We start from the raw sequence: 25,067 nt of genomic DNA, 5'->3' as shown, positions 1-25,067 counted from the left end.
CCCCTGGATTCCTCAATTCAATTTAAGCATGGACCCTTTAACCATGGTCATGCCGCTGCTTTCGATGGACACCTGGGCATTGGCCTTAATGGTCGCATTGGCCGTTGCTTTCACTTCAACCTGAGCACTCTCCAGGTTGATGGCTTGTTTTCCTTCGATCTTGATGCTTCCGGCTGTACCGTCAATGGTGATTTTAGCCGCGCTGCCCACTTCGATAATCAATTTTTGCTTGCAGGTCAGCTTGACTTCCCCGTTTTCATTCATGGACAGGGTATTCTTGCCATCGGTGATTTCAATGGTTTTTCCTTCATCATCAAGGATGATTTTTCTTTCCTTAGGAGTGGTCAGGGATATCTTTTCTTTCCCTTGAACATCAGAAAATTCCAAGGTGCTTTTATTGGGCGTCTTAATCATATAGGTCTCATTCTTGCCTTCATTGACAGCCCCAGGAGGCTTGGCCAGATTACCCCACAGGCTGCCGATGATGTAAGGCCGATAAATATCCCCGTTTTCAAAGGCTACCAGCACCGTATCTTCCACATTGGGAATAAAATAGAATCCGCATTCCTTGCCGCTGAAAGGTGTCATAACGTAAGCCCAATCCAGCTCCAGGGCTTCATCATTTTTAGTGATAAACTGACATTTCACTCTGCCCAATTTTTCCGGATCATTGATATTGGTTACTTTAGCCAGAATAACCCCGCTCATGGTCTCCTTCGTTTGTCCCTGGGATGGCATAAATTGCTCAAAAATCGACATCATTCAACCCTCCGGTCTTTTAGGTAATTCTTTTATGTAGTGAGGAATCAGGGGTTGCAGAGCACTAAGCCGGTCTGAGCCCATCAAAGGAGGTAAGATAGCCCCCCCCATTGATGCTGTGGGTCACATGAGTAAGGTAATAGGTTCCGTTCAGGCCCTCACCCATCCCCCCAATCTCCACCTTGTCTCCGGCTTTCAGATCGGGCAGTCCGATGGTGGAGCCTTTACAGGTTACGAACTGGGTCTGGTGGGCTGCCAAAGTATGCTTGGCCAGAGCTGTCGCCTGACCTTCATTGACCACACCTTTGGGATCATTGATCATAATCACCTTGTTTTTCACTACTGTGGGAACCTCATCCGTATTGGTCGCTTTCCCGGAAAAGGTTTTATGCTCAATATGATCCATACCATAAACCTCTACGGCACCGATTTGCTGAGAAATATCATGCTCCATGGCGAAGGTCAGCAAATGCTTCCCCCATTCCAGCTTAATCCCGACTTCAGCTTTTTCAGCCAGGTTTTTGCAAAAATAAATCTTATCATAGATCACACAAAAGGAATTATTAGTCCGCTCCGCAAAAGCCTTTAAGTATTGATAATCATCCACATCTTTCTTAATCTCCGGGCTCTCATCATAGGCCCCTTCCTCACCGGCGTCAAAATCCGATTCAATGGTGCCTATATCGGCATAATCCTTGCATTTTTCGTTGAGTATGCTGGTGACGATTTCCTTGATGTCCTTCTTGCCGAAATTCACCCAGGTCTTATTGTTGACCAGGGCTCCTTTGGCATCCAAGCATTCAACCGTGATGGCCGGACCCTGCCCGCTGAACTCATAAGCTATGGAGTTGATATATCCCTTAAAAACTCCCTGCAGGCTGGAGGTGTACCCCATTTCCACCACCACCACTTCGCCGGTCTTAAACGTACTCAATACCTCTTTCCGGATTTCCCCTTCCTCAAGATCCATAATCCCCGCCACGGTAAACTCGCAGGAGCCAATATCGTAAGCAGCCGACATTTTTACCTTAAGGTCAACAATGGCGAAATCCTTCTGGACAGTTTTCTGTCCGACTTTTATGGTGAAGTCAGGGTTGATGAATCCCTTATAACTTTCTTCCAGTTTGCTGAATTCACACTTTGCCACGTTCAGTTCCTCCTGCTTAAGTCAAGTCCTCAGCGCAGAATGGCCGGAATGACAATACTTTCTCCTGAGCGCAGGCGCCGGGGATTGTCAATCCCATTGGCTTCTGCTATTCTCCGCCATTGGGAACAATCTCCGTATTCCGCATAAGCGAAGGCGAACAGGGCCTCCCCGTTCTTAACCACCCGGTGTTTGGTGCGATCCGGTGAATTGCGGATATTATTATCTTTTTTATTGGATTTCAAAGTGATTTCCAGAGTAGCCCGCAAAGGCACTCCATTGGGGGAAAATAGGGTGAATTTTTGACTGATGTCCATAATATACCCGGCGAATTTTGTCTTTCCCCACTCAAAGCTCACCAGGCTGGGGGCATGCTTATCCTCCGATACGTCCAAAAGCTTATAAAAAGGCTCCGTAAACTTGCGGACATCGGCTTTCAGCAAGGTGGGCTTGAGATTATTGGCGAGCAGATCCAGATTTCCCGTCTCCGGACCGGCTGAGTAAGTATCAAAGAACAAAGAAAATTTCATAACCTCGGCTTCGCCGTTGATAAACTGGATAATCGGCCGGTCCAGTCCGGGAATCTTGTGTTCAACATAGTTGGCAGACCGCTGAATCACAAATTCGGCAGGATTGAATAAGCATTTGCAGTCACCGGAACCGGGAATCGAAACCGAAGCATTTTGGAAATTTCCGCCGGAGTCTGCGACTTTGATGGTTGCTTTAGGCATAAAAAGCATGGTTGCTTTCCCCTTTCCCTTTCATTAAAAACCGAAACGCCTTTTTTCCCTTTTCAGCCTTGTCTCCAGCTGGGAATATACTTTATCCACAAGTCGGTTGAGTTCGGTAGGATTCATGAAATCCACATTCTGTATACTTTGTTTCAGAGATGGGGAAGCGATTTCCACCGGGGTATTCAAGGACTTCATCACCGGCTCGTGCTGCTTATTCAGGCGGTGTTTTTCCTCCTCCTCCCGATAGGTAATGGTTGGGAGGCTTTGGGTATAACCCGAGTTATAGTCCTGAGCGATCACCGGCGGCGCAAGAATGATCATCTCCGGCCCTTCTCCCTCTCTGTCCTGATAAGCTATGGGGTTGGCCAGAGCCACCAGCTGAGTATTCCTGAGAGTCCGGAGCTCTTTGCGCCTGGCTTCGTCAGCCTGCAAAAGTACGGTGCTCTCTCCATACCTGGATACTGTCCGTAAGTCCCTGGAAACCTTAATATCCTTCTCACCATCAAGACGAGGGATGGATCTTTCACGAAGGATGGTTAGGGGACCCTGACCTCTTCTGTGGAAAAGCCAGGCCTCCAAATTCTGATGGGTAGGCAAAGGATTGGATAAGGCCGGACTGAAAACACTTCCGGATTGAAAGGTTGGGAATTTAAAGGATTGGATTTTAAATTGTGGGGATCTAAACTGCCGGACCGCAAAGAGATTTTTTATCTTTTCCAATTCAGATTTGAAACTGGCATAATTCTCTACCAGACTGCTCTCCAAGGGGCCCCTCTCCTGTTCTTCGCTTTTGGGGTCGTTTTTCAGGAGGGTCAGAAGCGGATTCCCGGCGACGCTTTTTTCAAAGCTCTCTTTGCCTGCCAGATATTTTTCCATATGATTATGTGTCAATGTCCTGTAGACATTCCCCAAAAGCTTCTCGATAAGCCGGAGCCCCGATGGGCGGAAAATATTCTTTAATTCAGCCCGGCCTTGATGGAGTTTTTCTTTGCTGCCATACTCCTTTTCTGCATTCCTTAAAGCAGAAGGAGCGGTATCGCTTGATTCACTGTTCAGCGATTCCCTGTTCCATGATTCCCAATAGATCAAAGAGCCGGGAATTTCCCAAGGAGTCCCTGAACTTCCTGGCGTCATTGAACCCCTTGGAGTTCCTGGAGTTCCTGGAGCTCCGGGAGTTCTTGGCGTCATCAGAGTTCTTGGTGTTATTAGAATCCTTGCAAGCCATTGATTTGCCCGTTCAGCCAAAGAAATGTTTTTAAGCTGAGGGGTTATTAAAATCTCCCGGCTTGAATCCAACAGGTTGGGAGTGACATGATCAGAAACCGGATGATCTCTGCCGGGAATATTAGTCAATGAAGTGTACAAATCCAAAAAATATAATGTTGATGTATCGGCATGCAAAGCATTCAGATAAGATGTACCGGCATGCAGGGTATTCAGATAGGGTGTACTGAAATGGGGAGCATTCAGCACTGCTGCAGGGAGATGCAGCGTCCGCGGGTGTGGCATACCGAAAGATGATATGCCTAGGGACGGTCTGGTCGGATAAAGCTTTTTCCCACTTCCAGCCTTAACTACAGTTTCTTGACCAAGGCCGATGGAAGTGGGAAAGCTGACAGGACCAGCAAGACTGACAGGAGCGATAGGGCTGATAGGGCTGACAGGGTTGACAAGACCGGCAGGAGTGACAGGGCTGAGCGAGTTGTTTAACACCGCTCTATGGCTGATCTCAACTCTATTGATCATTCCAGGGATAATTCTATCAATAACTTTGTCGATAACTCTGTCACTTATAGAGGTGCTTAAATGTCCGCCGCTTAAAAGCCTGCTGTTAAAAACCGGCCGGACCGGGAAGAAACTCTGGATAGTATTTCTTTGGCTTAATATTGGCCCGGCAAAGACTGTATCTCCCAGCAGTATGACGGGGAAAATGGATTGACCGTCAAGCAATGGTTCTGCAGACCTACCGCTTGGCGCTGAGCTGCTTAGCCTTAAGTTTTTCTTTTGAAAAGAACTTAACATTCCGGCCTTCTCAGATGCCAGAAAAAGGCTTAGAGTAAGATTTGCGTTAAACCGGCCTCCTCTGACCGGATTAAATAGGGGCTGAGGATTCGGTTCAATTCGGCCTGATTCGAGATTCCAGCTAAAGCGGTTTGACACGGCACCGGAACCGGGGAGACTTGGCCTAACCATTGCTGATACGGCTTTGAACAGATCAGACAGCCTATAGACTTCGCTCCGTCCATCACCGGCACGGTTAAGCTCTTTCTGCCGCAGGGAATCAGGATTTGGATTCGGATAATCATTTGAGTTTCTATTGAGGCTTTGAGTAAATTCCTTAAGGCTTTGGGCAAAATTCTGAGAAGCGCTTTGCGTGAGGCCTTGTATCAAACTTTGATTAAGCTCACTCATATATTGCTCATTGTCCGGAACTAAGTCTTTTAGTTGCTCTGCTTGAATGAACTCCATATCTTTGGCAAATAAGCTTATCTTCTTCAATTGCCGGTCTTCTGAACGTCCCCGACTCTTGTCTAGGCTTGGGGTGAATTCCCAACCCGGTGTTGGCTGAAAGAGCCGTTGATATATCCGGGTGAATGCTGACTCATAGATTGAGGCAAATGCTGACTTATAGATTGAGACGAATGCCGGACCGGGCATCAAAGGGAAACGTGACAAGATTGCCCGATTAAATGTTTGTTTTAGTGATCTATTATATAGGAAGGGAAATTTCGACTGGGGCATTGGGCTGCGTGCCGAAACGGGGCTGAAGCCGGTAAAATTATTGGTAATAAGCTTATAACCCCAAGCCAAGGTTGGGAGGCTTGCCTTGACGTCCCTTGATTGGTTAAGAGCCGAGCTGAAGCGGCGTGGTTCCCTAAGGTTTGCTCTAAGGTTTGCTCCAGGAGCATTGAGCCACGTTCCTGGTAAGGGGCTAAATCTTTGCTGAAAGTTTTGAATGGGGTAGATATCAGGATATTTGCTGAAATTCCGCTGTTGACGAAAATTCTGACTGAGATTTGTCTGGAGATTATCCGTGAAATACTTATAAAAGCTTGGTTCAAGAAAACTTAATAGTCTCAAGCGCTCCTTTTGAAGCGGATGATCTTGATTTATCGTTTCCTTGTGTTCCCGAATTAAGCTTTCCTTATGATCCTGTTCTTTGAACCAGGCTTCTTTCCATAGGAGATTCGCCCCCCACTGAAAGTCAGTCGAGTCCATACCGGACTTAGCCGTCCTTGGATACCCGCCGCCTATAAAGGTGGGGGTTTTAGGGCCGATTAGTTCGCTGATCAATTCCGAAGTACTCCATAAGAGAGGGCCGTTTTCCGGATATTCCCGGTTGTTTGCTGACTTTTGGATAACTACAGGGTTTCGCACCAGGGTAAATTGAGTTTTCAACGGAGAGCTAAATCCTCGTTGAATCAAGGGCGTGAATACCCCAGTAAATCCTGGCCGGGTTGCTGAATTACTAACCGGATTAAACTCTGGAACAAAATTAAGCTGATTGGCTTGAATGGAAGCTGACGTAAACCTTGGCCGCTCCCTTTGGCTGAAAGCCGAAGTAAAATTTAGCTGTTCGGTTTGTCTGAAAGCTGAAATGAGTTTTAGCCCTTCCCTTTGACTATAAACCGAAGTGAAATTTGGCTGTTCGGTTTGTCTGAAAGCTGAAATGAGTTTTGGCCCTTCCCTTTGACTATAAGCCGCAATGAATTTTGGCTGATTGACCGAATTAAGTGCCGATAGCAAGTTGGCCTGCAAGGCTGGCCGGAATGTCAGCGCAATGTTGGCTTGACTTAGGGGAAGAAGAACTTGGCTGAGTATTGAGCCGGGAGAGGGGAAATCTTTTTCCTGATGAAATTTCCAATGAAACAAGGGGCTCTGAGAAAGCAAAGCTCCCGGAAAGAGTGAGCCGTCATCGTGATACGGGTTATGGATAAGGGCACTGTTGGAATTGATGCGCATTTTATCGTTTGGCATCGCGTTTGTAAGACCCTTATTCCCAGTGATATGGGAACCGTATCGGAGATGATAATTCGGGCTGACACTTTTGCTGAAGGAATATCTATGGATTTGGCTGCCCAAACCTGCTTCTCTGCTGCCTTCCCTGATCGGTCCGTACGCCTGGGGATTTTCCAGCTCTGAGCTTTGCCCTGAAACGGGATCTGATTGAGGCAGGACAGTCCGGTTTGTATTATGTAAACCATGAGAGTGATTTAAGATTTGAGAGCGGTTAATGGTGTTTTGCAGAAACTGAAAAACAACCTCCGGCCGAAAAACCACTGTTTGGTTGAGCAAGGGCTGAGCATCCTCGGATGGAGAATCTTCCAGAAAATACAAGGACAATAGACCCCATCGTTTATCGGTCCGCATCAGGTATTGATTCCTGATCAGCTTGGCAAAGGTTGGGTCTGTTATGGACTTCATCTTTTTTACGTTACGGTGAATTTCCCCGATGATTTGCATTCCTTCCATAACCAGCCTCCGACTTTTTTGCATCAACTTCCGGGCCGTGAACCCTGCCTTTACAAAACACTGATCAGTCCGCTGTGGATAAACTCCAAGCGTGTAATCGCCACTTCGGAAGCCATGGAATCAAGCTGGGGAGCCGTATACTTCACCGGCATAGCATTCATGGCCATCCAGAGTTTAATAGGAAACTGGGATTCATTATAGAGATAGATGAGCAGGGGCAGTTTGAGTATGACTCCCGTTTGAATCGTATTAAACCAGATCAGAAGCGGATCCATAAAACCCGTACCATATTCAAAAACCAGCCGGGAATTTTTAATCTGGCTGGGAAAAATATGCTCACCGCCGTTATCCCCGCCTTCCCGATAGGTTTCTAATTCCCATTCGGCTTCCAATCCGGCTATTCTCGTAAAATTGCCAATAGGAAGCGGGGCGCCGGGGGCATCGGCAGAAAAGCTGTTATTTAAAAATACTTTACGGGTTTCTCCCCAGCCCAGTATGGATTCCTTACGGGCCGATAGGTTCGGAGAGCCGCTCTTTTTAAGCTGGGACGGACGATATACGCCATTGCCTGCGCTATCCTGAAGGTTATCGTTGAGCACCGGTTTTCCCGAAGAGTCATTATATACGGGAGGCTTAAACTGCTGTTCCGGCCTGGTTCCGGGACGTATCACCTGAATCTGATACACCGGGCTGCCGGCTGGACCGGCCGGGACATCTTTATTGCTTAAGATGGGGTTACCCTGATAATTATAGGCAGGTGCACTAAAATTGCCGCTGTTGACGGTCGCCGGACGTGCGGGACCGGTAATGGGCTTATGATTGGGAGTGTTGTAAAAGGGCATTTCCCAAAGATCCGATTCAGGACGTGCACCCATCGTTTGATAATATTCATTGATGTCCATGGGGTTTAACCGCTTACGAGCCATATCTATCAACATCCTGCCCTTAGCTTAGATTTTCTCAAAAGGATTATCCGGTTTATTGCTGAGCTTCTTATTGATCTTGGAAACCTCCATACACCAGCGGCGGCGTTCTTTGTGATCCAGCTCCATAATCTGATCGTGAGACCAGTGAAGATAATATCCCAAAAATGAAGCTTCTTCATAGAGCTTCCCTTCCGGATAAAGGGAGAGCTCTACTCTCCCAAAAAATCCAACGGAACCTCAAAGGTGTTTTCGCATTTAGGGCACTGCACCTTATAAGAGGGCACATCGGACATATTGATCCGTTGATATAAATCCTGCAGAAAAGCCATATCGATGGTAAACAAACCTTCAATGGTTTTGGTATTGATGGAATTCAGTGTTCCTAAACGGGTGATAACCCGGGACAATAAAATGACGGTCAAATAACCTGGATTCTGCTGGACACGGGGATCTCGCATGGGCAGGATCTCATCGGCTGCCGTGGCCAGCCTCATGGACCCCTTTTTATGGATTTCTCCGGAAGGATCCATATAGCCGCGGGGAAGTTCGAATTCATATTCAGTCTGAAAAGCCATGACCGCACCGCCTATCTTCATTGTTTGCTCAGGCTGTCCTGCCGGGATTTTGCCTGGCAGAACAGCCTTTAAACGTCATTATAAGTTTTTAGAATTCAAATGTGCTTAAGTACCTGGATTAAACTGTCGATGGAGCAGCCGAGTCGATGGCTCCGCCATCGATGCGTATGATCCCTTCATGGACAATTTCCAGGGTTTCCACCGCCACTTCAGAACCAAGGGCATTCAGACTGGGTCCGCTGTAATGGGAGGGCCAGGCATTGATGATCTCCCAGGCGGGGCCGTCCGCACCGGTATCATCGAGGATTTTAATGACCAGATTTTTGCGGGCAATCCCTGTGGGCCCCGCGGTATTGGTTGAGGCTACAGTATGGAGCCACTCCATCATTTCCATAGAGCCAATGACTCCCCATTTTAAAGTGAGGTTGCCGTATTTGGTGAGTCCGGCCAGCTTTCTCGGCGTTGTTCTGATTTCGTTGCCTTCCCTGTATTCCACAACGTCCACAGAAATATCCGCTCCGGAAACTTCTGAAAAACCGGCACTTTCCACACCGTCAAATTCCACTTTGAACCTGAAATTTTTAAAAGGGTACCTAATCTCCGGCATGTTTTCCAATCCCTTCTATCTAGATTTATCACTGAAAGAAGCCCCGTTCAATGGCTGGATTGATCAGCTTTGCGCCGTATACTGACCAATTCTGAAGATCACGAACTCGGCAGGCTTCACGGGGGCCACCCCAATCACGCAAATCAAGCGTCCATTATCGATATCATCCTGAGTCATGGTGGTCCGCCCAATATCCACAAAGAAAGCCTCACTGGGGGTAGTGCCTGCCAAAGCTCCCGATCTCCATGTGGAAGCCAGGAACAATTCGATGGACCGCTGAACCCTTGCCCAGAGAATTTCCGTATTCGGCTCAAAGACTACCCAGTTGGTATTGGCCTTGATGGATTCTTCCAGATAAATAAACAGCCGGCGTACATTGATATATTTCCAATTGCCGTTGGAGGAGCAGGTCCGGGCACCCCAGACGCGGATTCCCCGGCCGGGGAAAGCCCGGACCAGGTTGACCCCTGCCGGATTAAGCCGGTCTTGTTCGGCATTGTTGTAGCCATATTCCAAACCGGTGCAGCTCCGGACTACTTCATTAGCGGGGGCCTTATGGACACCGATGCTCAGATCGCAGCGGGCATAAATTCCGCACATGGAAGCCGCGGGAGGTAAGTAGAAGCTCTTCTTGGCCAAGGGATCGAATACTTCCAGCCAGGGATGGTACATGGCCGCATAAGTGCTGTCAAACATGTCTTTATATTCAAGAATCTCATCCACTTTTTTCTTATCACGGGGTACATCAAGAACAGCAAACCTGCTCTTGGTGTTCTCGCAATGAGCAATCAGGGAAAGCTGAACATCAGGAATAGTAATGCCCGGTACAGCCAGCATACTGACATCGCTGACTTCAATGAAAGCCTGAATTCCTGTCCGTTTGCCGGGACCCGCATCAGACCCCATGAAATCAGCGGCCGAAATACCGGCGATGCTCCCGTCGGACCCTCCTGCAAACGCGATGGCCAGCATTGTTCCCGCCGCTCCGATGGCCTCAAAAGGAGCCGCCAAGACCGGTCCGCTTACCACGGGTGCAGCCGGTGGAACGGGGGTGACCGGTGCGCCCTCTTCGGCCTTATCTCCTTTTTTATCAGAATTCTTATCCGCATTTTTCGGTTCAGCCGCTTTGCTCTTTTCAGGCGCTTTAAGGCTCACCTCTACGGTAACCAGTTCGCTTTTGGCTAAGCGGGAAACCACGTAATCCGGAGAATCCGGATTTAAAGACACAAAAGCATAGTCTTCTTTCTGATCGTCGCATTTGACGACGATGTTGATTTCGCAGCTTCTGACAAACTTGGAGGGAACCAGTGCTTTATCGACGATGGACGGATTGACCGGATTCTCAAAGGTCACTGTTTTTTCCTGAATGGCTTTGATCTTGTTGTAGGCTTTATTTTTTCCTTCGTCAAACAAGACGATATCCCCAACATTGAAACCGTCGACATTTTTGAAGACGCAATCATTGCCCTGGGCCTCATAGACCGGTGTTTTCTGCCTGCTGGAGGGTTCAACAGTGACTTTGATTTTATTGCCCCATTCCCCGGGGTTGGCCGCCATAAATGTCAAAACTGCCGGTGCTTTTCCCACCGCCGGCTTGGCGTCCGAGGGAGCGACTCTCATGACATAGCATTTCGAGCCTCCGTTTATGAAGAAGTGCTCCACAGCATAAGGAAGATAACGCTTATCTCCGTATTTGGACTCGGTCAGATAGCCTCCGTAGATCCGCAGATAGTCGCTGAAGCTGGTGACAAATTGCGGTTTGCCGATGACATTGCCTTTTTCGGCCAGGCCGATAAAACCTGCTGTACTGGTTCCCACTCCAGCCATGGGCACGGAACCGGACTCATATTCCTCGACATAGACACCCGGTGATAAATACTCTGGCATGCTGTTCCTGATCCGGCCCCTCATAACCTATGATGGCCGAATCAGTTGCCCCCCTTCTTTTTATTATTTACTGCCCGCAGGCAGTCTGAAGGCATCGTGAGTGAATTATTCTTCAGAGCTTCCCGAGGGTTCTTCCGGATTATTCCTGGGATCGTCGTCATGAGGATCTTCAGGCTGCTCCTGTCCTTCCCACAGTTCTTCCGCAAGGGCGGATGAAAATCCCGGTTGGGTAAAATCCTTAAGAACCTGCTGAGAATTTTCCAAAAGTTGAGCCAGTTGAGATGAAAACTGCTGTTTCATCTGACTTTTTTTATTAAGAATCCCTTGAGTCTTGGTCATAGCCGCCATTAATACTGCCTTTTGCTCCAGAATATCCTGACTCTCCTGCCCGGTTTCCTGTTCCAGAACGGCCAGCTCCTTTAAACGTTTTTCATAAAGCTCCCTATTTTTATGGTCCTCGGAACTGTTCAAAAAGGGATACAGCCGGGCAAGGTTATTCCCCTGCATGCTGAGCACCCCATCTTCAGGGCTTTCACCGGCCAGCCGCTCAAAAATCTGCAATACTTGCCGGGCGGAATTCCCGGAGCTGATGACAATTCCCACCGCCCCTTCGGTATAGCGGTTAAACACTGCCTTGGCTGAAGTATCACAGCCTTTGATCGGGACATGGGCAGAGGTTTGGGAAAACAGCAGGGTCTGTTTGTTGTTATGGGGGCCGGATTGCCCCAGGGCTCTTTTCAGGCAGGAAACCAACATGGTTTTGCCCTCATTTTGGAGAACCGCCGAAGCCAAATGGCCATTCTGAAAGGCAAGATCGGAAAATTTTCTGTAAAAATCACCTCTCTCTTTTTCCTCCCTGGAAATTTGGTATTCCGGAAATTCTTCACCGCTTGCCCTCTTCTCCGGCGCAGCCTGCTCGGAATTCCCGCCCGCTTTTTCAGCTCCCGCTTCGTCTGTCAAGGCCATTTGAGCGGCTTTTTGCTGTCCATAGTAGTCAAAGGTTGCTTTAAAGCTCTCTGTCAAATGATAAACGGGATCACGGCTCACCATGCCGGCTGTTCCCGCACTTTTGGCCAGAGATTGCTCTGCTAAGGATTTCCATACAGAGGCTTCCTTTGGCTTTTTCTCCCTCAGCTTATCTTTCTTCTTCCGGCAGGCCATTGAGTAATCCATAACCTCTCCTTATGCTCTGTATGCGGATAGAAATTGAGCAAAGAAACCCCAATGTAAAAAAAAGCCCTATACAAGCAAGTATAGGGCACTTAATCCAATCTCCATATCACACAAAAATACCATTTTTTATAACTTCAAGGAAGAATATTCAACTTTCCGGCTTTTTTTAAAGCCATTACCCTGTTGTCGACCTCAAGCTTCTTATAGACATTCTGCAAATGCCTGCGGACCGTATTGGGGGACAGACAAAGCTCCTCCGCAATTTCCGCTTGCTTATACCCTTCTCCGATCAGAGCAAGCACATCGAGCTCTCTCCTGCTCAGACGCACTCCAGGATTATCCCCCAGAGGATCGGGCCGGTCTTTAGCTTCCGCCGTCATGAGGTGTTTTCCGCCCAGCTTATAGACCTTTTTCAGCCATTCACTTTTCTGAATCCCCTGAATTTCTTCCAGTACGGGAGCAAGCTCCCCAAGGTTCTCGGCAAAGGGCGTGACAATCCCGTCGGCCATGGCCAGGTCAATAGCCTGTTGCAGGGATGCTGCGGCCTGCCCGGGACTATGGCCATGATATTTGGCGATAGCATCATAAATTCCCGCATAGATATGGCCGAAGAGATAGTTGTAGGGTTTGCAGGCCTGGCCCATGGTTTCGGCGATGATTTCCAGCTCTCTGTAGCTCCGGCGCAAAGCGGCTCCCATGCACATGACCATATAGATGACTTCCGATCCCTGCCTGTAAATAGCGCATTGATCGATATCACCCTCCTGAAGCCATTGGGGGATTCTTTCCGAATAACCCAGAATACCATAGAGCTCACTCAAAGCAATGTCATAGCTGTCCAGCATAACCGAACTCCGTGAAGCTTCCACTTCACTCCTGAGCCCTTCCAATTGGGCACAAGCTTCAAGCCGCTTACCCTTTAAAGCAAAAACTCTGGCCAGGCAAAGAGCGGCGCAAATAACCAGACTGGTTTGCGCTCTGGTCCTGGCTTTGAGAATCCCTCTATGGGCAAAAAGCTCCGCCTTATCCAGATCTCCGGTCTCCAGATAATACTCGGCCCAGGCCGTATACTCAAAGCCTGTACCGCAGCCATTGGCCGCCTGAATATAATAGCAGGCATCCTTCTCCAGCAGCTCTGCCTTTTCACGCAGCTTCCCTATCTCTTTATGATAGTGAAAGAGAACATGGGGAGCGCCGAAGGTCACGATCGAATGATAGGCGATTCGTGAACTGGCACCGGCAAAGTTCAGGCAGGCCTTTTTATGATAGTGAATCATCCCGCTTAAATCGTTGTAGTGGAGGAAGCTTTCAATCAAAGCGAGCTCGCCCATGATCCGGTCTTTATCCTTGAGATTTTCCTGAGCTTCACAGTATCCCTTGGCTTCGTAGAACATCCTGGCCCCTTCCCTGCTGTTGTATCTTACCAGATAGCAGTAAACATAGGTCAGATAAGCGTAGGGATAAGCCCATTTTGCCTCTTCCGGCATCTCCTGGAAAGCCCGTATGATGATTTGGGGGGCCTGGAGAAAATACTTTGTCGAGCCAGGCTGATCAAAAACAGCCAAAATCCCCTCATAATTCCCGGAGGCCGTATAAAAAGATATGGCTTCGATAGCATTCTTATTGTCCCGGCACCAATCCCCGCAGCGGGTCAGCAACGCTTCCCGGCCCAGATCGTCAATCACCAAAAGTTCCTGCAGCACTGTTTTTAAGATAGCATGGATGACATAGGCCTCATTCTTGGCATCATAGCGGATAAAGCAATGATTGCTGGCCAAATTCAGGATAATCTTTCCCGCCTTGGGATTACCGGTGACATAAACCGCCCCTTTCAGATCAAAAGCGTCCAGCAGAGAAAGTTTGATGAGTACCGCTTGCACTTCCAGATCGAATTTATCAAATACTGCTGTTTTGATTAAACGGGTAATATCCTTGATGTCGCTGATGCTTCCATCTTCAGCGTATCTAAGCAGGCTCAGGTAGATAGCGGCCGCCCAGCCTTCGTTATTCTCGCGCAGAGCCTCCAGCTCATGGGCAGACAGTGAGAACCCGTTTTCCAGGAACAATTGTGCGGTTTCCTTTGCATTGAAAGCAAATTGGTCCTGAGCAATCTGCAGACAATGCCCTTTCACGGCCAATTCTTCCACAGGCAGTTCAGGCCGGAACCGGCTGATCAGCAGAAGGTGCAGATCCTTAAGGGCGGCTTTGGCAAGATAGGTGATCAGCTGATCCATTTCCTGGCTTTTATTTTCGTGGTAATCATCGATAACCATAATCAGGGGTTCGGTCAGGGAGTTTTTAAACAGGCCGAGAACCCGCTCCCGATCCACATTATTCTTAGGCAGTCCATATTCAGCCAGAGCTTTGGACAGCTCACCATTCACCTCTTCAAGGCTGTGGCAGAATTTTCGCCACATCCATTCCCCATCGTCTTCGTCTGTGCACAAGGGAAACCAACAATGGTTCATACGTTTCTGGGTGTTCAAAAATTGCCGCACCGCCGTAGTTTTACCATAGCCCATGGAGGAGAGCAGCACAAGCAATGGGACGTCAAAGATTCCTGCCAAAAGTTGATCGATGCGTCTCCGGTGCAGTAACTTCGCTTTAAATGTCCTTTTGCTCATGTTCTCACGCTCCTTTTAGAAATTATTTTCTCTATAATCAGACAAAATCCTTTTATAGATCAAACTCAACTTTCTCAATTTTCTCAATCTTTTTCCCATGAGGGAAGGTAGCCCAAAGGCATTTTACCGCCCCTTGCCTCCTATCACAAGAGTGAATGCAAAACTGGTAGAAAAAGCGACGTAACTTGTAAAAAAGGCTTGACGGGGAAGCTTTACCCCATCAAGCCGCTTGTTTTTACCTGATTGTCTTTGAGTGCCACCGTAATGGTAAAAGTGCTCTCATCATAATCCGTGTCCACAAGCCCATCATAAGTGTCGGCGATTTTCTCCACCGTCCACAGGCCGTAGCCGTGCCCTTCGCCGCGCTTGGTGGTTTGGATATTTCCGTTCTCCCTGAGGATGCCGTCGGCCCTGCTGTTGACGCAGGTGATGCTCAAGTATGGCTCCTGCCGGATCATCCTTAAGCGGATAAAACGCTCCCGTCCCCCGGGCATAGCCTCACAGGCTTCCAGGGCATTGTCCAGCATATTGGAAAGCAAGCTGTACAAATCATGATCGGCGATGTGCAAAGGCCCTGCTTTCAGGTCCAGTTCCACTTTTACGCCAAGTCCTTGCGCTCTGCGCAGCAAGTTCCCCACCACCGCATTGATGAGGAAGTGGGCATGGTAAATCGCTTCGAGTACGGCCTCGACTTGCCCGGAGCAACGCTCCAGATACCGTTTGGCCTCCTCGTGACGTCCGTCCGTCAGATAGGTTTGCAGGGCGGCAAGATGATTCTTTATCTCGTGCTTCAGACCGCTCACTTCCCGAAGATGAGATTTCATCTGCTCGTAGCTTTCCTTGGCAAGCCGGTTTTGCAGGGTCAGCACTGCGCTTTCCCGCCGTCCCTTGTAATAAGCGCTGAAAAACTGCTGAATGTTGTAGAGCAACACACACAGAATGAGCAGGAAATAGGTATCCTTATACGTGTACGGCACGATGCCATGCCGTGAGTAGAACACGGCAAAGTTATAGAGCATGGAACCATAGGCAAGGATCAGAAAGGGAGCCGCCAGCAGCATCAGGCGATTCTTCTTCAACCCTTCCAAAATGGCCAGCACAATAGTATAGGCAAGACCGATCAAAAGTATATTGTTGATGTTGAGCAGACGGGGCAAGTCCATTATTCCGGTAAGCTGGAGCAGAATTGCCGTCACCGCAAAGCCGCTGTGCAGGATAACGGCGGGGAGCAGCCATTTTTTATAATGCTGAAATGAAAAATAAAAGTACAGCGTCAAGGGAACCTGAAAAGTAAAGTACAGGCCCAGGCTGAGTGCCGACACCCAAAAAGGCGCAAAGAACTGAAACACAATGTACTCTGTGCAGACATAATACAAGGCCCAAATGACGGCAAACACACCCATGGCTAAGTTTTGCGGGCGGCGGATTCCTCCCAGCGCCTGTACCAGCGTCAGGGCGATGATACCCATGCCAATCAGCAGACACATGGCCATAAGGATGACCGAGCGCATGGAATGGGACAGGGCATAAGCTTCCAGGGATGGGATGTCGCCCAGCAAGATAGGGCTGGTGCGCCCGGCGTAGAGGGTGTAAGGTGAAGTCAGCCCGATCTGCAGCGTCTTCTTCAGATAATCCTCCGGCAGCGGGATAAAGTGGAGTGCCATGCCGGGGTTTTCCCCCGGCTTGATGTCCCGGTCCAGATAGAGGGGCACACCGTCCAGATAGACGTTTACCGCCTGATGGTTGGCGCGGATGAGAATGGCAGCGTCTTTGATTTCCGAATCCAGCCTCCTGGATAGGGTCATGGTTTCCCCGCTTTGCAGCTGGGGACCGGTGCCCAGGGTGGCCAGCTCAGTTGGACTAAAACCCTCCGTAGAATACTGCCAGCCTTCCGATAGGTCAACCACATCTTTCATCAGGTACGGCTGACGGTACCCTTGGAAATAAAAGCTCAAAAACATGACAACCATAGCGGCGCAAAGCAAGATCAGCATGGCAAACACCAGGCTGCCGCGCTCTGTTTTTGGCAATCTATGGCTCAAGCTCTTCACAGGCAAACCTTTCATAGCCGTCTCTCCTTCTTTCTTCACCGGTCAGCAAATGATATAATAGCCCTATGAACGAGGGGGAATCCCGATGTACAAAGTTGCCCTATGCGAGGATGAGCAAGTTTTTTTTGAAGCGCATGAAAAAATCTGCCGCGACATATTGGACGGATTAACTATAGAATACCATCTTTCCGTGTTCGAAAACGGCCATGATTTCCTGAATGCCTTTCTGGAGCAGGGGGAACGCTACGATCTGCTCCTGCTGGATATTCTTATGGAAGGCACGGACGGCATGACCCTGGCACGCAGAATACGGGAAACAGATACGGACATGGCGATTATTTTTATAACCTCCCACCCGGACTTTGCGTTGCAAGGCTATGACGTAGCTGCCCTGCATTATTTAATAAAACCCGTTGACGGCGCAACGTTGGAGCGGCTTATCCATGGGGATTACCATAGCCGCTTTGCCAATGAATTCTTTATGTTGGCAACCAACGGCAGCAAGCGGCGCATAGCAATCAAGGATATTATCTGCCTCGAAACCTCCGGACGGAGGGTGGCCGTCACAACACGGGAGGGTTTGATCTCTGTCCCCGGCAAGCTGACCGACTTGCTGAGCGAGCTTCCCCAGGAACACTTTATCCGGTGCCACCAGGCTTATGCCGTCAATATCCGCAACATCCGGGAGCTTACCAAACAGGATGCCATCGCCGTCAACGGCAAGGCGGTCCCGGTCAGCCGCACGTTTATGAGCGATGTGCAAAAGGCCTTTGTGCGGCAGCTGCGGAGTTGTTAGTCAAAAATCAAATCCGCATATTCCTTAAGCTCCTCTTTGACGATGAGCATATTGTTTTTTCTCAGCTCATTGACGGCACTCTTGAGGAGATGCTTCATGGTAATGGGGGATTTCCCGGAAGCTGCCTGAAACGCCGCATGGACAGCGATATTCTTGATATTTCCCCCGGCCACTTTGAACTGCCGGGCCATGAAATCCAGATCCACATCCTCCCCCAGAGGGGCTCCCCCTCCCAACATCCTGCTCCAGAGCAGCTTACGGGTGAGCACATCGGGAAAAGGAAAATTAATCACGAAATTGATCCGCCGCATAAAAGCGTTGTCAATATTCTGCAGCAGATTGGTGGCCATGATGATCACCCCGTCGTACTCTTCGATCTGCTGCAGGAGATAAGCCGTCTCAATATTGGCATGCCGGTCATGAGAGTCCTTAACCTCGGAGCGTTTGCCAAAGAGAGCGTCGGTCTCATCAAAGAACAGAATGCAGTTGGCATTCTTCGCTTCCTCGAAGACCTGGCGGAGATTCTTTTCCGTTTCCCCGATATACTTGCTGACCACCTGGGAGAGCTGGATTTTATACATCTCCATATGCAGCTGGTTGGCAATCACCTGAGCGGCCATGGTTTTGCCCGTTCCGGGCGGTCCGGAAAAGAGCATGGCTAACCCTTTGCCGTAAGATACCTTTCGGTCAAATCCCCATTGCTGGTAAACCGTATGTCTGAATTTCACATGGGTGCAGGCTTCCTGAAGCAGCTCCACCTGGTCCTCCGGCAGCACCAGATCCTCCCAGCCATAGGCTGGCTTTACTTTGCCGGCCAGAGTCTCCAGGCGGACCACCACCTGATCATAACAGCATTTATGCAGGATTGCCGCATTCAGAGCCGGATAACCGTTGAGCTCACAGAAACTCGCCGCCTGAGAAACCGCACTGCGGATCTGTCCGGGGGTAAAGCGGAACTTTGAGGCCAGTTCCTCCAGATCGATGTCCTCCAGGGGCAGATCCCGGGTAAAGGACTGCCAGAATTGCAGACGCATCGTTTCCGTAACGGGCTCTATGGGAAGATCGATCTTGACCAGATGGTGAGGCAGGCTGGGATCTTTCCAAATCTTTTCCGCAGTGATGAAAAGGATTCCCGGCAAATACTCCCCATGATCCGTGAGGGCCGTCAGAAAATCATAGAGTTCCCTTTGCTGATGGTCCTCCACAAGGGCATCAAAGCCGGTAAAGCAAAACCCGGCCTCCTGCAGAACTCCTTCACAGACGATCTCCTGAAGTTTGCCCGGCCAGGAACCCGTGCCTTCCCGAAGGGCCTCCAGGTTAATAAACAAGCACCGGCCCTTGCTCCTGCTCACAGCCTGTTTGATCTGAAACTTACGGCCGCTCCCCTTGGCACCGGTAACAAAGACCATGGCCAGCTCCCGAGGGGCCCCCTGTTCTTCCCTTCGCTCCCCACCTCTCTTGCCTGAAGAGGAGAGAAGTTTTTCAATGGTACGGGCTGTGCTGTCTTCGATCTCCGATTCGTCAAGCCTGGTCTTCCAGTCGAACAGCTCCCAGTACCCCTTGGCAAAGCCGGCTCCATGGCCGGCAAGATAGTCCACCAAGCGCTCTCTGAGGCTGAGTTTCAGCTCAAACAAGGTGCTTCCTTCCGCTGGCTCCAGCAGATACTTCATGAGTACGCTCTTTGTTGTGAAGTAATGAACATAATCGATTTTATGGGTTCCCGGCAAGGCAAAGAGCTGAATCGCTGTTTCCGCCGTAGGGGATTTTTTGGTGATATCATCCTGCAAATAGCTGAAGATCTTTTCGTATTTGCGGTCCAACTGTACGGCAAAAGCCAGCAGCAAGCAGCTCCCGGCAAATTCATCCAGGGAAAACTTCCTGATCAGCTTTAAAATCGGCAGCTCCCCGTGCTGAAGCTCCGTCTGCCTCATTCTGGCCGCGAAATAGCCGTTAATCACTTGAATATCGGCAATTTCCTCCTGCTGCAGGTTAACCCCGATCACCCCATCCACCGCTTTGGCCAGATTATGTTCGAACTCGGCTTGCGATACGGCCAGACCCATCATATTCTGCAAATGGTTTTCCGGCCCCACCCATACATGATATTTATACAGATAGTACAGCCTCATATCCAGGAAAGACATAAAATCCAGCATCATTTCCCATTGATCCGGATAGGGCTCCGTCATTTTTTCCAGGTCCATGGTCCATCCCTCATTCTCCATGATTAACCTCCTCGGTCAGACGACTATGAGCAGCTTCCTCATTAATGCCAAAAATCAGGCGGTAAACAGGGTTCCAGTTCACTTCGGTAAGAGCTGCGCCTGTAAGCAGAAGATCCCTGATCGCCTCATAGCTCGCATAATCATCCAGGATCTGTACCCCGCACCGGTAAAGCACTTTCCCGTGGGCAGGGCTGAACAGAAAACAACCTCTTTGCTGTTGCAGATTCAGCTCATTCAGACCCGCCAGCAAAGAAGAGCGCCGGTTTTCAGGCACCGGCCAGGGATAGGCTGCCCAACAGCTCACATGCCCCTTATCGGTGCAGTGAAGGTTCATCTTCCATTTATGAGCCCCGAAGGAAGCGATCAAACGTATGTCCCGCTCCGTTTTTCGGTAGCTCCAGCCTTCACTGTCAAGGATTTCTTCTATTTTTCGTCGGTGATTCGCCATCACTGTTCTCCTGTTCCATCTGATCCGCCGACTGAGCCCCCAAGATCTCCCTGAATCCCCTGGCCGCTGAAGGAAGCCTGCTCAAAAGAAATGGGCGCTAATGCCGATACTGAACCCTTGTCATTTGTGAGCCAATCTTCCGGAACAAAGCTGCTCCCAAGCCGGGGCAGCGGGAGCATCACGTCGATGGTATTTACTCCCTCTTGGGGATGAAGCCCTTCTGTGACATCCTTAAGAATCGTCTTCAGGCTTTCGGCCGGGAACCTTTCCCTCCCGGCATGTTTCAGCAATCCCTGCTCCTTGCGTTCCCGTCGTTGCCAAGCCTGAAGAAAGGCATAATTCCCCATTTGACTCAGACTTTCCGACAATTCCTGCCCTTGAAAGCGGGGAACTACTCCCTGAGCCAGAGCCGCCATAAAGGATGCCTTATCAACCTTTACCTTTGCCGGACTATGGAGGCCGCCCTTCTCCTGCCCGGGGCGTTCCCTGCCCCGGTCCCGTTCCTGGCCTCGTTCCTGATCCTGTTCCGGCTTCCTGACATTCCCGCTATCTTTCATAACCCCACCTCACCTCTGACCTGGCATAAGTAGTTTAATATTTCGTCAACTCCTCACAATCCCCTTTTCCTCTTATGAATAAAAGCTCAAATTTTTTTGATTGATTTGAATTTACCTTGACTTTTTATTTGGGCCATAATAAGCTGAATCTGGATAATTATTGTAGTGTTGGCATTTTAAATCTTTCATCATGCAATACTCCGCATTAATCATGATTGCCGATGATTATTTTTTTAAAGGATTGAGGGGTGCTTTATGAAAGAACTTGTCCAAAGAAGTACCTTAACGAAGGGAAAAAAGCAAGAGGATTATAGTATTCATACCCCAAATCAGCAAATTCCCAACAGCATGATATTGGCCGCCCTGAACCGCCGGGCCGCAGAAAATGTCCCTGCCTCCCCTGCTCCCCACAAAACTATGGAACTGAAAAATGCCATCAGGTCCCGGCTTCCGGAATCCATAGACCCCTCCCGTACACAGATCCCGGCCGCGGAACAAGAAGCCGACAGGTTATCTGCTCACATGGAGGATCGTACTCCTTCTGCAGTCAAGGAATCCATGGGCAGAAGACTGGGTGCAGATTTCTCGGGTGTCCGCTTTCATATGGATCCCGCCAACGCCGCCCGGGTCGATGCCATGAAAGCCCGGGCCTATACGGCAGGGAATGATATTTACTTCGGCCGCCAGGGATTTGAGCCGGATATTGCCGCCCATGAACTGGTTCACACAGTTCAACAGGGTGCCGCCCCCGCTTCAAGCCTGACGGTTTCCGCTCCTTTAGGCGGCGTTCAGATGTGGCCCTGGAGCAAGAAAAAGCAAGAAGAAACTCCTCCGAAAACAGAAAGCGGAGGCAAGAGCCTTTGGGATAAAACCAAGGCCGGAGCCAGCAACCTGTGGGACAAAACGAAGACCGGTGCCAGTACCTTATGGGATAAAACTAAGACCGGTGCTAAAAGCGTCTATGACAAGGGCATGGGTTTAAAGGATAAAGCGGTGAATGCTGTCGGCGGCGTCGGGGAAGGCTTGATCAATAAAGTTGCCGGCTCCGAGACAATGGGTAATGTCGTTAAGCAATCCGACGGCTTTTTCTCCGGTATCTTCGATTGGGCTGACAAACGCTCCGGCGAAAAAATCGACCCTGCCGCCAGTGAATCTGAAGACCTGGGGCTGGCCGATCTGTTCCAGGAACCCGAACCGGAAAAGGAAAGCAAGCTTCCCAAGTGGATGCAGAGCATGGGCAAGGGTATCGGCAAAGCGGCCTCCTGGGTTGGGAATAAAGTCAAAGCCGGGGGAAACTTTGTCGTGGATAAGGTTGCCGGCGGACTCAGCGCTTTAAAACGGGGCAATGACCGCGCAGTGGATCAGTTCAATAACCACCGTGAAGATTATGATCAAATGTCCGGTTGGGACAAATTCATGTGGAGCGTCCAAAATCCTCTGGCCAGACTAACAGCGGAGCACCGGAAAGAAGGGACACAGCAGCGCAACACCAGAAATGCTCAGATCGAATCTTTAGCGGGGGATTACCGGCAGGGACTTACCGGCGATATGCGCACTGCAGCCTTCCAACGCTCCCAAGAAAGCGGCAGTCACCCCGGGGAAGCGGAAGAAAGCAGTCTGTCCACCGTATCCTCTTTACTGGGTACAGCTTCCTCCGGTGCAGGGGCCTTGGGCGGCGACCTTGAGGAGCATTACAAAGCTCTGCACGGCGACCCTAATGCTTCCCTTATGAGCGGCCGGGAGCAAGGATTCGGGGCTGCCGGCTCAATATTCGAAGGTATGCAAGGAATAACAGATACCGTGGAGTCCGGCACTCAGGCCTATCAGCGGCTGAAGATGGGCGACCGAGCCGGAGCAGCCAGCACTTCCTTAAAAACCATGGGTAAGGCGGCCTCCGTCGGCAAGAGCGCCCTGACCGCGGCCCAGTATATTGCTCCTGCGGCCACGGAAGTTCTGGGCAATGTTACCCCCGGAATTGATGTCGCAATTAACGGCCTCGATACAGCTGCAGAAGGTGTTCAAGCGGTTGCTTCAGGCGTTCGGATGAAAAAAATGGGAGACCGCAGCAGAGCCTATGAAGAACGGGTTAAGAAGGGTGAAAAGCTGGGCACCCGGGATGAAAAAATGCGCCGTATTGCCAGACAAGGCAAAGGAGCCGCTAAAGCCGATGTGACTCAGCATACCACTGCCGCTATCGGCAGCGGGCTTAAGACCGCCGGCGGAATTTCCACGATTGCCGGTGCTCCTCCCCTGATTGGCACCGCCTTAAGCGCCGTGGGCTCCGGAGTTTCCGCTATTGGGGGTATGGTGGCCGACAGCCAGCGTTCGGATGTCCGCAGCCAGGTGGTTGAGGAAGAACTGGAGTTAGATAAGCGCATGGAACGCATTAAGAGAAAGCATCCCAACCTTTCCGAACGGGAAGTCAAGCATGTTGCCCTTAAGGGCCTGGGCTTTTCCTCGGGAAGACGAACCGAAGCTGCCCAGCATTTTACCATCGACAGAGCGGACTTCCTGGCTCAGAATGCAACCTCCGGCGATTCTGAAGCCGAAGGCATGCTTTCCGATATGGGGGTAAGAAAGACCAAAACCGGCTATAACCGGGAATTAATCGGTGAACGGCTAGGAATGATCGGCTCGGGCACCCTTGAGCAGCAGAAACAAGTAACCATTGACAGCCGCCGCAATCCCTTTGCCAGAAAGAAAAAATCAGCTTAAGATGAAGATGAAGATGAAGATGAAGATGAAGATGAACGAGTGTAAAGGAAGGTAACCCCATGGATGCAAGTAAAAAAGAATTGCTACTATCCCAACTGGAAGCTGAGGTTCAAAAAGTCGGCTCCGAAGTCCGTCTTACAACCTTAGAAAATCAACAGCTCTCCTTAAGCTTTTTTACTCCCATGTATGACGACGGCTCAGGATTGGTCTTTTTCGAGCTTGGCATGGTGGATTATGCCGATGAATTTACACTCTTCCAAATTATCGCCACCCTCCTGCCGGATATCGGTAAGAACCTGCCGGTGCTGGAAAAAATGATCACCCGCTGGAACCTTTCCGCTCTGACCGGAGCATACGGAGTATACTACCCTCTTGACCAAATGTATTATAAAAACCGTTTTCTCGTGGATGAAGACTCGGAACCGGACGCTCTCCTGCCCATGATTATGAACAACCTCTACCTGGCCTATGAAGAAATAGCTGATAAATATGATACCGCCGTTCTTATTGCCGACGGTAAATTATCTTATGAACAGGCTGTAGCGAATAATCTGTAATGAGCTATTGTGATGAGCTGTTATGAAGCTATTAAATCATGGCATTGCCAAAGCCGTCCGCGAGGGCGGCTTTTCTCTTCTCTTCTTCCCTACCCACAAAATAAAAATAGACATCAACGCATTGATGAAAAACAATGGATAATTACGGAAATTAAAACTTAGATTTTCAATTCCTCTTGACTAGAAACTATAAATAGTATATATTATTAACACAGTTAGTTATCATATTTCTTGACCATATTTTAAAAAAGCCCCCCTTCCTAATGTACTGTAATAAGACTTGGATTGGAAGTGTACGGATATGCCATGGGAAGAGAATCAGAACAGCTTGAGCTATGTTGACAAGGCCTTGACCGCTTTTAATGAAATCATGGCCAGCAGTCGGAAAGATATGATGGAAAACCTCAATCGCGCCCATAAAGGAGAACTTTTTGTTTTGCATTACCTGGCGGTATGCAATCGGGAAGTTCTCCCTTCTGAACTAAGCGCGGCGCTGCAGGCCAGTACAGCGCGCATCTCCGCCTTGCTCGGCGCCTTGGAAAAGAAGGGCCAGATTGTCCGCGACATCGACAAGAGCAACCGCCGCAATATTCTTGTGACCATCACCGAAGATGGGCGCAACCGCGCCGAAGCCGAGATGAAGGACATGAAAAACAGAATGGTGCGGATATTTACTGACATGGGTGAAGCGGATACGATCGAGTTCATCCGCCTGACACGCCTCTTTTCCGGGCTTATGCAAAAGTATTCCCCTCAAGAAGAAGGATGCACTCAGAGCGATTAAGCAGGCATCCCTCACTAAAGAACAGCGCGATT

Annotated in this window: 18 protein-coding genes and 1 pseudogene; 4 read left to right on the top strand and 15 right to left on the bottom strand. The window is 49.6% G+C overall.

Annotated features, from left to right (window positions below; genetic code table 11):
• Window positions 1–12 precede the first annotated feature (12 nt).
• The 12 genes and pseudogenes from BUA14_RS13980 to BUA14_RS13930 form a co-directional block, all read right to left on the bottom strand.
• The gene (locus BUA14_RS13980; protein ID WP_207649551.1) at window positions 13–762 is read right to left on the bottom strand and encodes a phage baseplate assembly protein V; all 750 of its coding nucleotides are present in this window, start codon (window positions 760–762) and stop codon (window positions 13–15) included.
• Window positions 763–823: 61 nt separating this feature from the next.
• On the bottom strand, window positions 824–1,906 hold the full coding sequence (locus BUA14_RS13975; RefSeq protein WP_072773149.1) for a phage late control D family protein: 1,083 nt from the start codon (window positions 1,904–1,906) through the stop codon (window positions 824–826).
• Window positions 1,907–1,935: 29 nt separating this feature from the next.
• A complete protein-coding gene (locus BUA14_RS13970; RefSeq protein ID WP_084078641.1) occupies window positions 1,936–2,643 on the bottom strand; it encodes a CIS tube protein in 708 nt (235 codons plus the stop codon).
• A gap of 24 nt (window positions 2,644–2,667) precedes the next feature.
• Window positions 2,668–7,110, bottom strand: coding sequence for a hypothetical protein (locus tag BUA14_RS27950; RefSeq protein ID WP_072773148.1), 4,443 nt, complete (start codon window positions 7,108–7,110; stop codon window positions 2,668–2,670).
• A 50-nt stretch (window positions 7,111–7,160) separates the two neighbouring features.
• Window positions 7,161–8,036, bottom strand: coding sequence for a phage tail protein (locus BUA14_RS13960; protein ID WP_072773147.1), 876 nt, complete (start codon window positions 8,034–8,036; stop codon window positions 7,161–7,163).
• 24 nt (window positions 8,037–8,060) lie between these two features.
• Window positions 8,061–8,225: pseudogene (locus BUA14_RS27945) on the bottom strand (DUF6760 family protein); the annotation flags it as partial.
• Between the two features lie 20 nt (window positions 8,226–8,245).
• Complete coding sequence (locus tag BUA14_RS13955; protein ID WP_072773146.1) at window positions 8,246–8,611, bottom strand: hypothetical protein; 366 nt, start codon at window positions 8,609–8,611, stop codon at window positions 8,246–8,248.
• A gap of 118 nt (window positions 8,612–8,729) precedes the next feature.
• Window positions 8,730–9,218: a phage tail protein gene (locus BUA14_RS13950; protein WP_072773145.1), complete on the bottom strand. Its 489-nt coding sequence runs from the start codon at window positions 9,216–9,218 to the stop codon at window positions 8,730–8,732.
• A 63-nt stretch (window positions 9,219–9,281) separates the two neighbouring features.
• Complete coding sequence (locus tag BUA14_RS13945; RefSeq protein WP_072773214.1) at window positions 9,282–11,105, bottom strand: phage tail sheath family protein; 1,824 nt, start codon at window positions 11,103–11,105, stop codon at window positions 9,282–9,284.
• Window positions 11,106–11,210: 105 nt separating this feature from the next.
• Window positions 11,211–12,278, bottom strand: coding sequence for a hypothetical protein (locus BUA14_RS13940; RefSeq protein WP_072773144.1), 1,068 nt, complete (start codon window positions 12,276–12,278; stop codon window positions 11,211–11,213).
• Window positions 12,279–12,412: 134 nt separating this feature from the next.
• Window positions 12,413–14,902: a helix-turn-helix transcriptional regulator gene (locus BUA14_RS13935; RefSeq protein ID WP_072773143.1), complete on the bottom strand. Its 2,490-nt coding sequence runs from the start codon at window positions 14,900–14,902 to the stop codon at window positions 12,413–12,415.
• A 212-nt stretch (window positions 14,903–15,114) separates the two neighbouring features.
• Window positions 15,115–16,968, bottom strand: a complete 1,854-nt coding sequence (locus tag BUA14_RS13930) for a sensor histidine kinase (protein WP_072773142.1) — start codon at window positions 16,966–16,968, stop codon at window positions 15,115–15,117.
• A 70-nt stretch (window positions 16,969–17,038) separates the two neighbouring features.
• On the opposite strand from BUA14_RS13930, the gene BUA14_RS13925 reads away from it, so the two are divergent.
• Window positions 17,039–17,749, top strand: a complete 711-nt coding sequence (locus BUA14_RS13925; protein WP_072773141.1) for a LytR/AlgR family response regulator transcription factor — start codon at window positions 17,039–17,041, stop codon at window positions 17,747–17,749.
• Here the strand turns inward: BUA14_RS13925 and BUA14_RS28530 are convergent.
• From BUA14_RS28530 to BUA14_RS13910, 3 genes are read right to left on the bottom strand one after another with little or no spacing between them, the layout of a single operon-like run.
• Window positions 17,746–19,974: an AAA family ATPase gene (locus BUA14_RS28530; protein WP_072773140.1), complete on the bottom strand. Its 2,229-nt coding sequence runs from the start codon at window positions 19,972–19,974 to the stop codon at window positions 17,746–17,748. The genes BUA14_RS13925 and BUA14_RS28530 overlap by 4 nt on opposite strands.
• Window positions 19,964–20,422 carry a type III secretion system chaperone family protein gene (locus tag BUA14_RS13915; protein WP_072773139.1) on the bottom strand — a complete coding sequence of 153 codons (459 nt, stop codon included), beginning with the start codon at window positions 20,420–20,422 and terminating at the stop codon, window positions 19,964–19,966. The genes BUA14_RS28530 and BUA14_RS13915 overlap by 11 nt, the downstream gene beginning before the upstream one ends.
• Window positions 20,422–20,979 (bottom strand): hypothetical protein, encoded by a 558-nt coding sequence (locus BUA14_RS13910; RefSeq protein WP_072773138.1) that lies wholly within the window; start codon window positions 20,977–20,979, stop codon window positions 20,422–20,424. Before BUA14_RS13910 ends, BUA14_RS13915 begins: the two co-directional genes overlap by 1 nt.
• Window positions 20,980–21,234: 255 nt before the next feature.
• Here BUA14_RS13910 and BUA14_RS13905 point away from each other — a divergent pair, with 255 nt between their 5' ends.
• The 3 genes from BUA14_RS13905 (at window position 21,235) to BUA14_RS13895 (ending at window position 25,035) form a co-directional block, all read left to right on the top strand.
• Window positions 21,235–23,694 (top strand): eCIS core domain-containing protein, encoded by a 2,460-nt coding sequence (locus BUA14_RS13905; RefSeq protein WP_072773137.1) that lies wholly within the window; start codon window positions 21,235–21,237, stop codon window positions 23,692–23,694.
• 59 nt (window positions 23,695–23,753) lie between these two features.
• A complete protein-coding gene (locus BUA14_RS13900; RefSeq protein WP_072773136.1) occupies window positions 23,754–24,251 on the top strand; it encodes a hypothetical protein in 498 nt (165 codons plus the stop codon).
• 301 nt (window positions 24,252–24,552) lie between these two features.
• Window positions 24,553–25,035 carry a transcriptional regulator gene (locus BUA14_RS13895; RefSeq protein ID WP_072773135.1) on the top strand — a complete coding sequence of 161 codons (483 nt, stop codon included), beginning with the start codon at window positions 24,553–24,555 and terminating at the stop codon, window positions 25,033–25,035.
• Window positions 25,036–25,067: the final 32 nt, after the last annotated feature.

It is taken from the genome of Desulfitobacterium chlororespirans DSM 11544 (genome assembly GCF_900143285.1).
GTDB lineage: Bacteria > Bacillota > Desulfitobacteriia > Desulfitobacteriales > Desulfitobacteriaceae > Desulfitobacterium > Desulfitobacterium chlororespirans.
This window is presented reverse-complemented; position numbering and strand designations above follow the sequence as displayed.

Excerpts from the sequence above, each read along its gene's own strand:
- BUA14_RS13895 (WP_072773135.1), top strand. The coding sequence starts at position 24,553 with ATGCCATGGGAAGAGAATCAGAACAGCTTGAGCTATGTTGACAAGGCC.
- BUA14_RS13925 (WP_072773141.1), top strand. The coding sequence starts at position 17,039 with ATGTACAAAGTTGCCCTATGCGAGGATGAGCAAGTTTTTTTTGAAGCG.
- BUA14_RS28530 (WP_072773140.1), bottom strand. The coding sequence starts at position 19,974 with ATGGAGAATGAGGGATGGACCATGGACCTGGAAAAAATGACGGAGCCC.
- BUA14_RS13960 (WP_072773147.1), bottom strand. The coding sequence starts at position 8,036 with ATGGCTCGTAAGCGGTTAAACCCCATGGACATCAATGAATATTATCAA.
- BUA14_RS13930 (WP_072773142.1), bottom strand. The coding sequence starts at position 16,968 with ATGAAAGGTTTGCCTGTGAAGAGCTTGAGCCATAGATTGCCAAAAACA.
- BUA14_RS13940 (WP_072773144.1), bottom strand. The coding sequence starts at position 12,278 with ATGGATTACTCAATGGCCTGCCGGAAGAAGAAAGATAAGCTGAGGGAG.
- BUA14_RS13955 (WP_072773146.1), bottom strand. The coding sequence starts at position 8,611 with ATGGCTTTTCAGACTGAATATGAATTCGAACTTCCCCGCGGCTATATG.
- BUA14_RS13935 (WP_072773143.1), bottom strand. The coding sequence starts at position 14,902 with ATGAGCAAAAGGACATTTAAAGCGAAGTTACTGCACCGGAGACGCATC.
- BUA14_RS13915 (WP_072773139.1), bottom strand. The coding sequence starts at position 20,422 with ATGGCGAATCACCGACGAAAAATAGAAGAAATCCTTGACAGTGAAGGC.
- BUA14_RS13980 (WP_207649551.1), bottom strand. The coding sequence starts at position 762 with ATGATGTCGATTTTTGAGCAATTTATGCCATCCCAGGGACAAACGAAG.
- BUA14_RS13970 (WP_084078641.1), bottom strand. The coding sequence starts at position 2,643 with ATGCTTTTTATGCCTAAAGCAACCATCAAAGTCGCAGACTCCGGCGGA.
- BUA14_RS13910 (WP_072773138.1), bottom strand. The coding sequence starts at position 20,979 with ATGAAAGATAGCGGGAATGTCAGGAAGCCGGAACAGGATCAGGAACGA.
- BUA14_RS27950 (WP_072773148.1), bottom strand. The coding sequence starts at position 7,110 with ATGGAAGGAATGCAAATCATCGGGGAAATTCACCGTAACGTAAAAAAG.
- BUA14_RS13950 (WP_072773145.1), bottom strand. The coding sequence starts at position 9,218 with ATGCCGGAGATTAGGTACCCTTTTAAAAATTTCAGGTTCAAAGTGGAA.
- BUA14_RS13945 (WP_072773214.1), bottom strand. The coding sequence starts at position 11,105 with ATGCCAGAGTATTTATCACCGGGTGTCTATGTCGAGGAATATGAGTCC.
- BUA14_RS13900 (WP_072773136.1), top strand. The coding sequence starts at position 23,754 with ATGGATGCAAGTAAAAAAGAATTGCTACTATCCCAACTGGAAGCTGAG.
- BUA14_RS13905 (WP_072773137.1), top strand. The coding sequence starts at position 21,235 with ATGAAAGAACTTGTCCAAAGAAGTACCTTAACGAAGGGAAAAAAGCAA.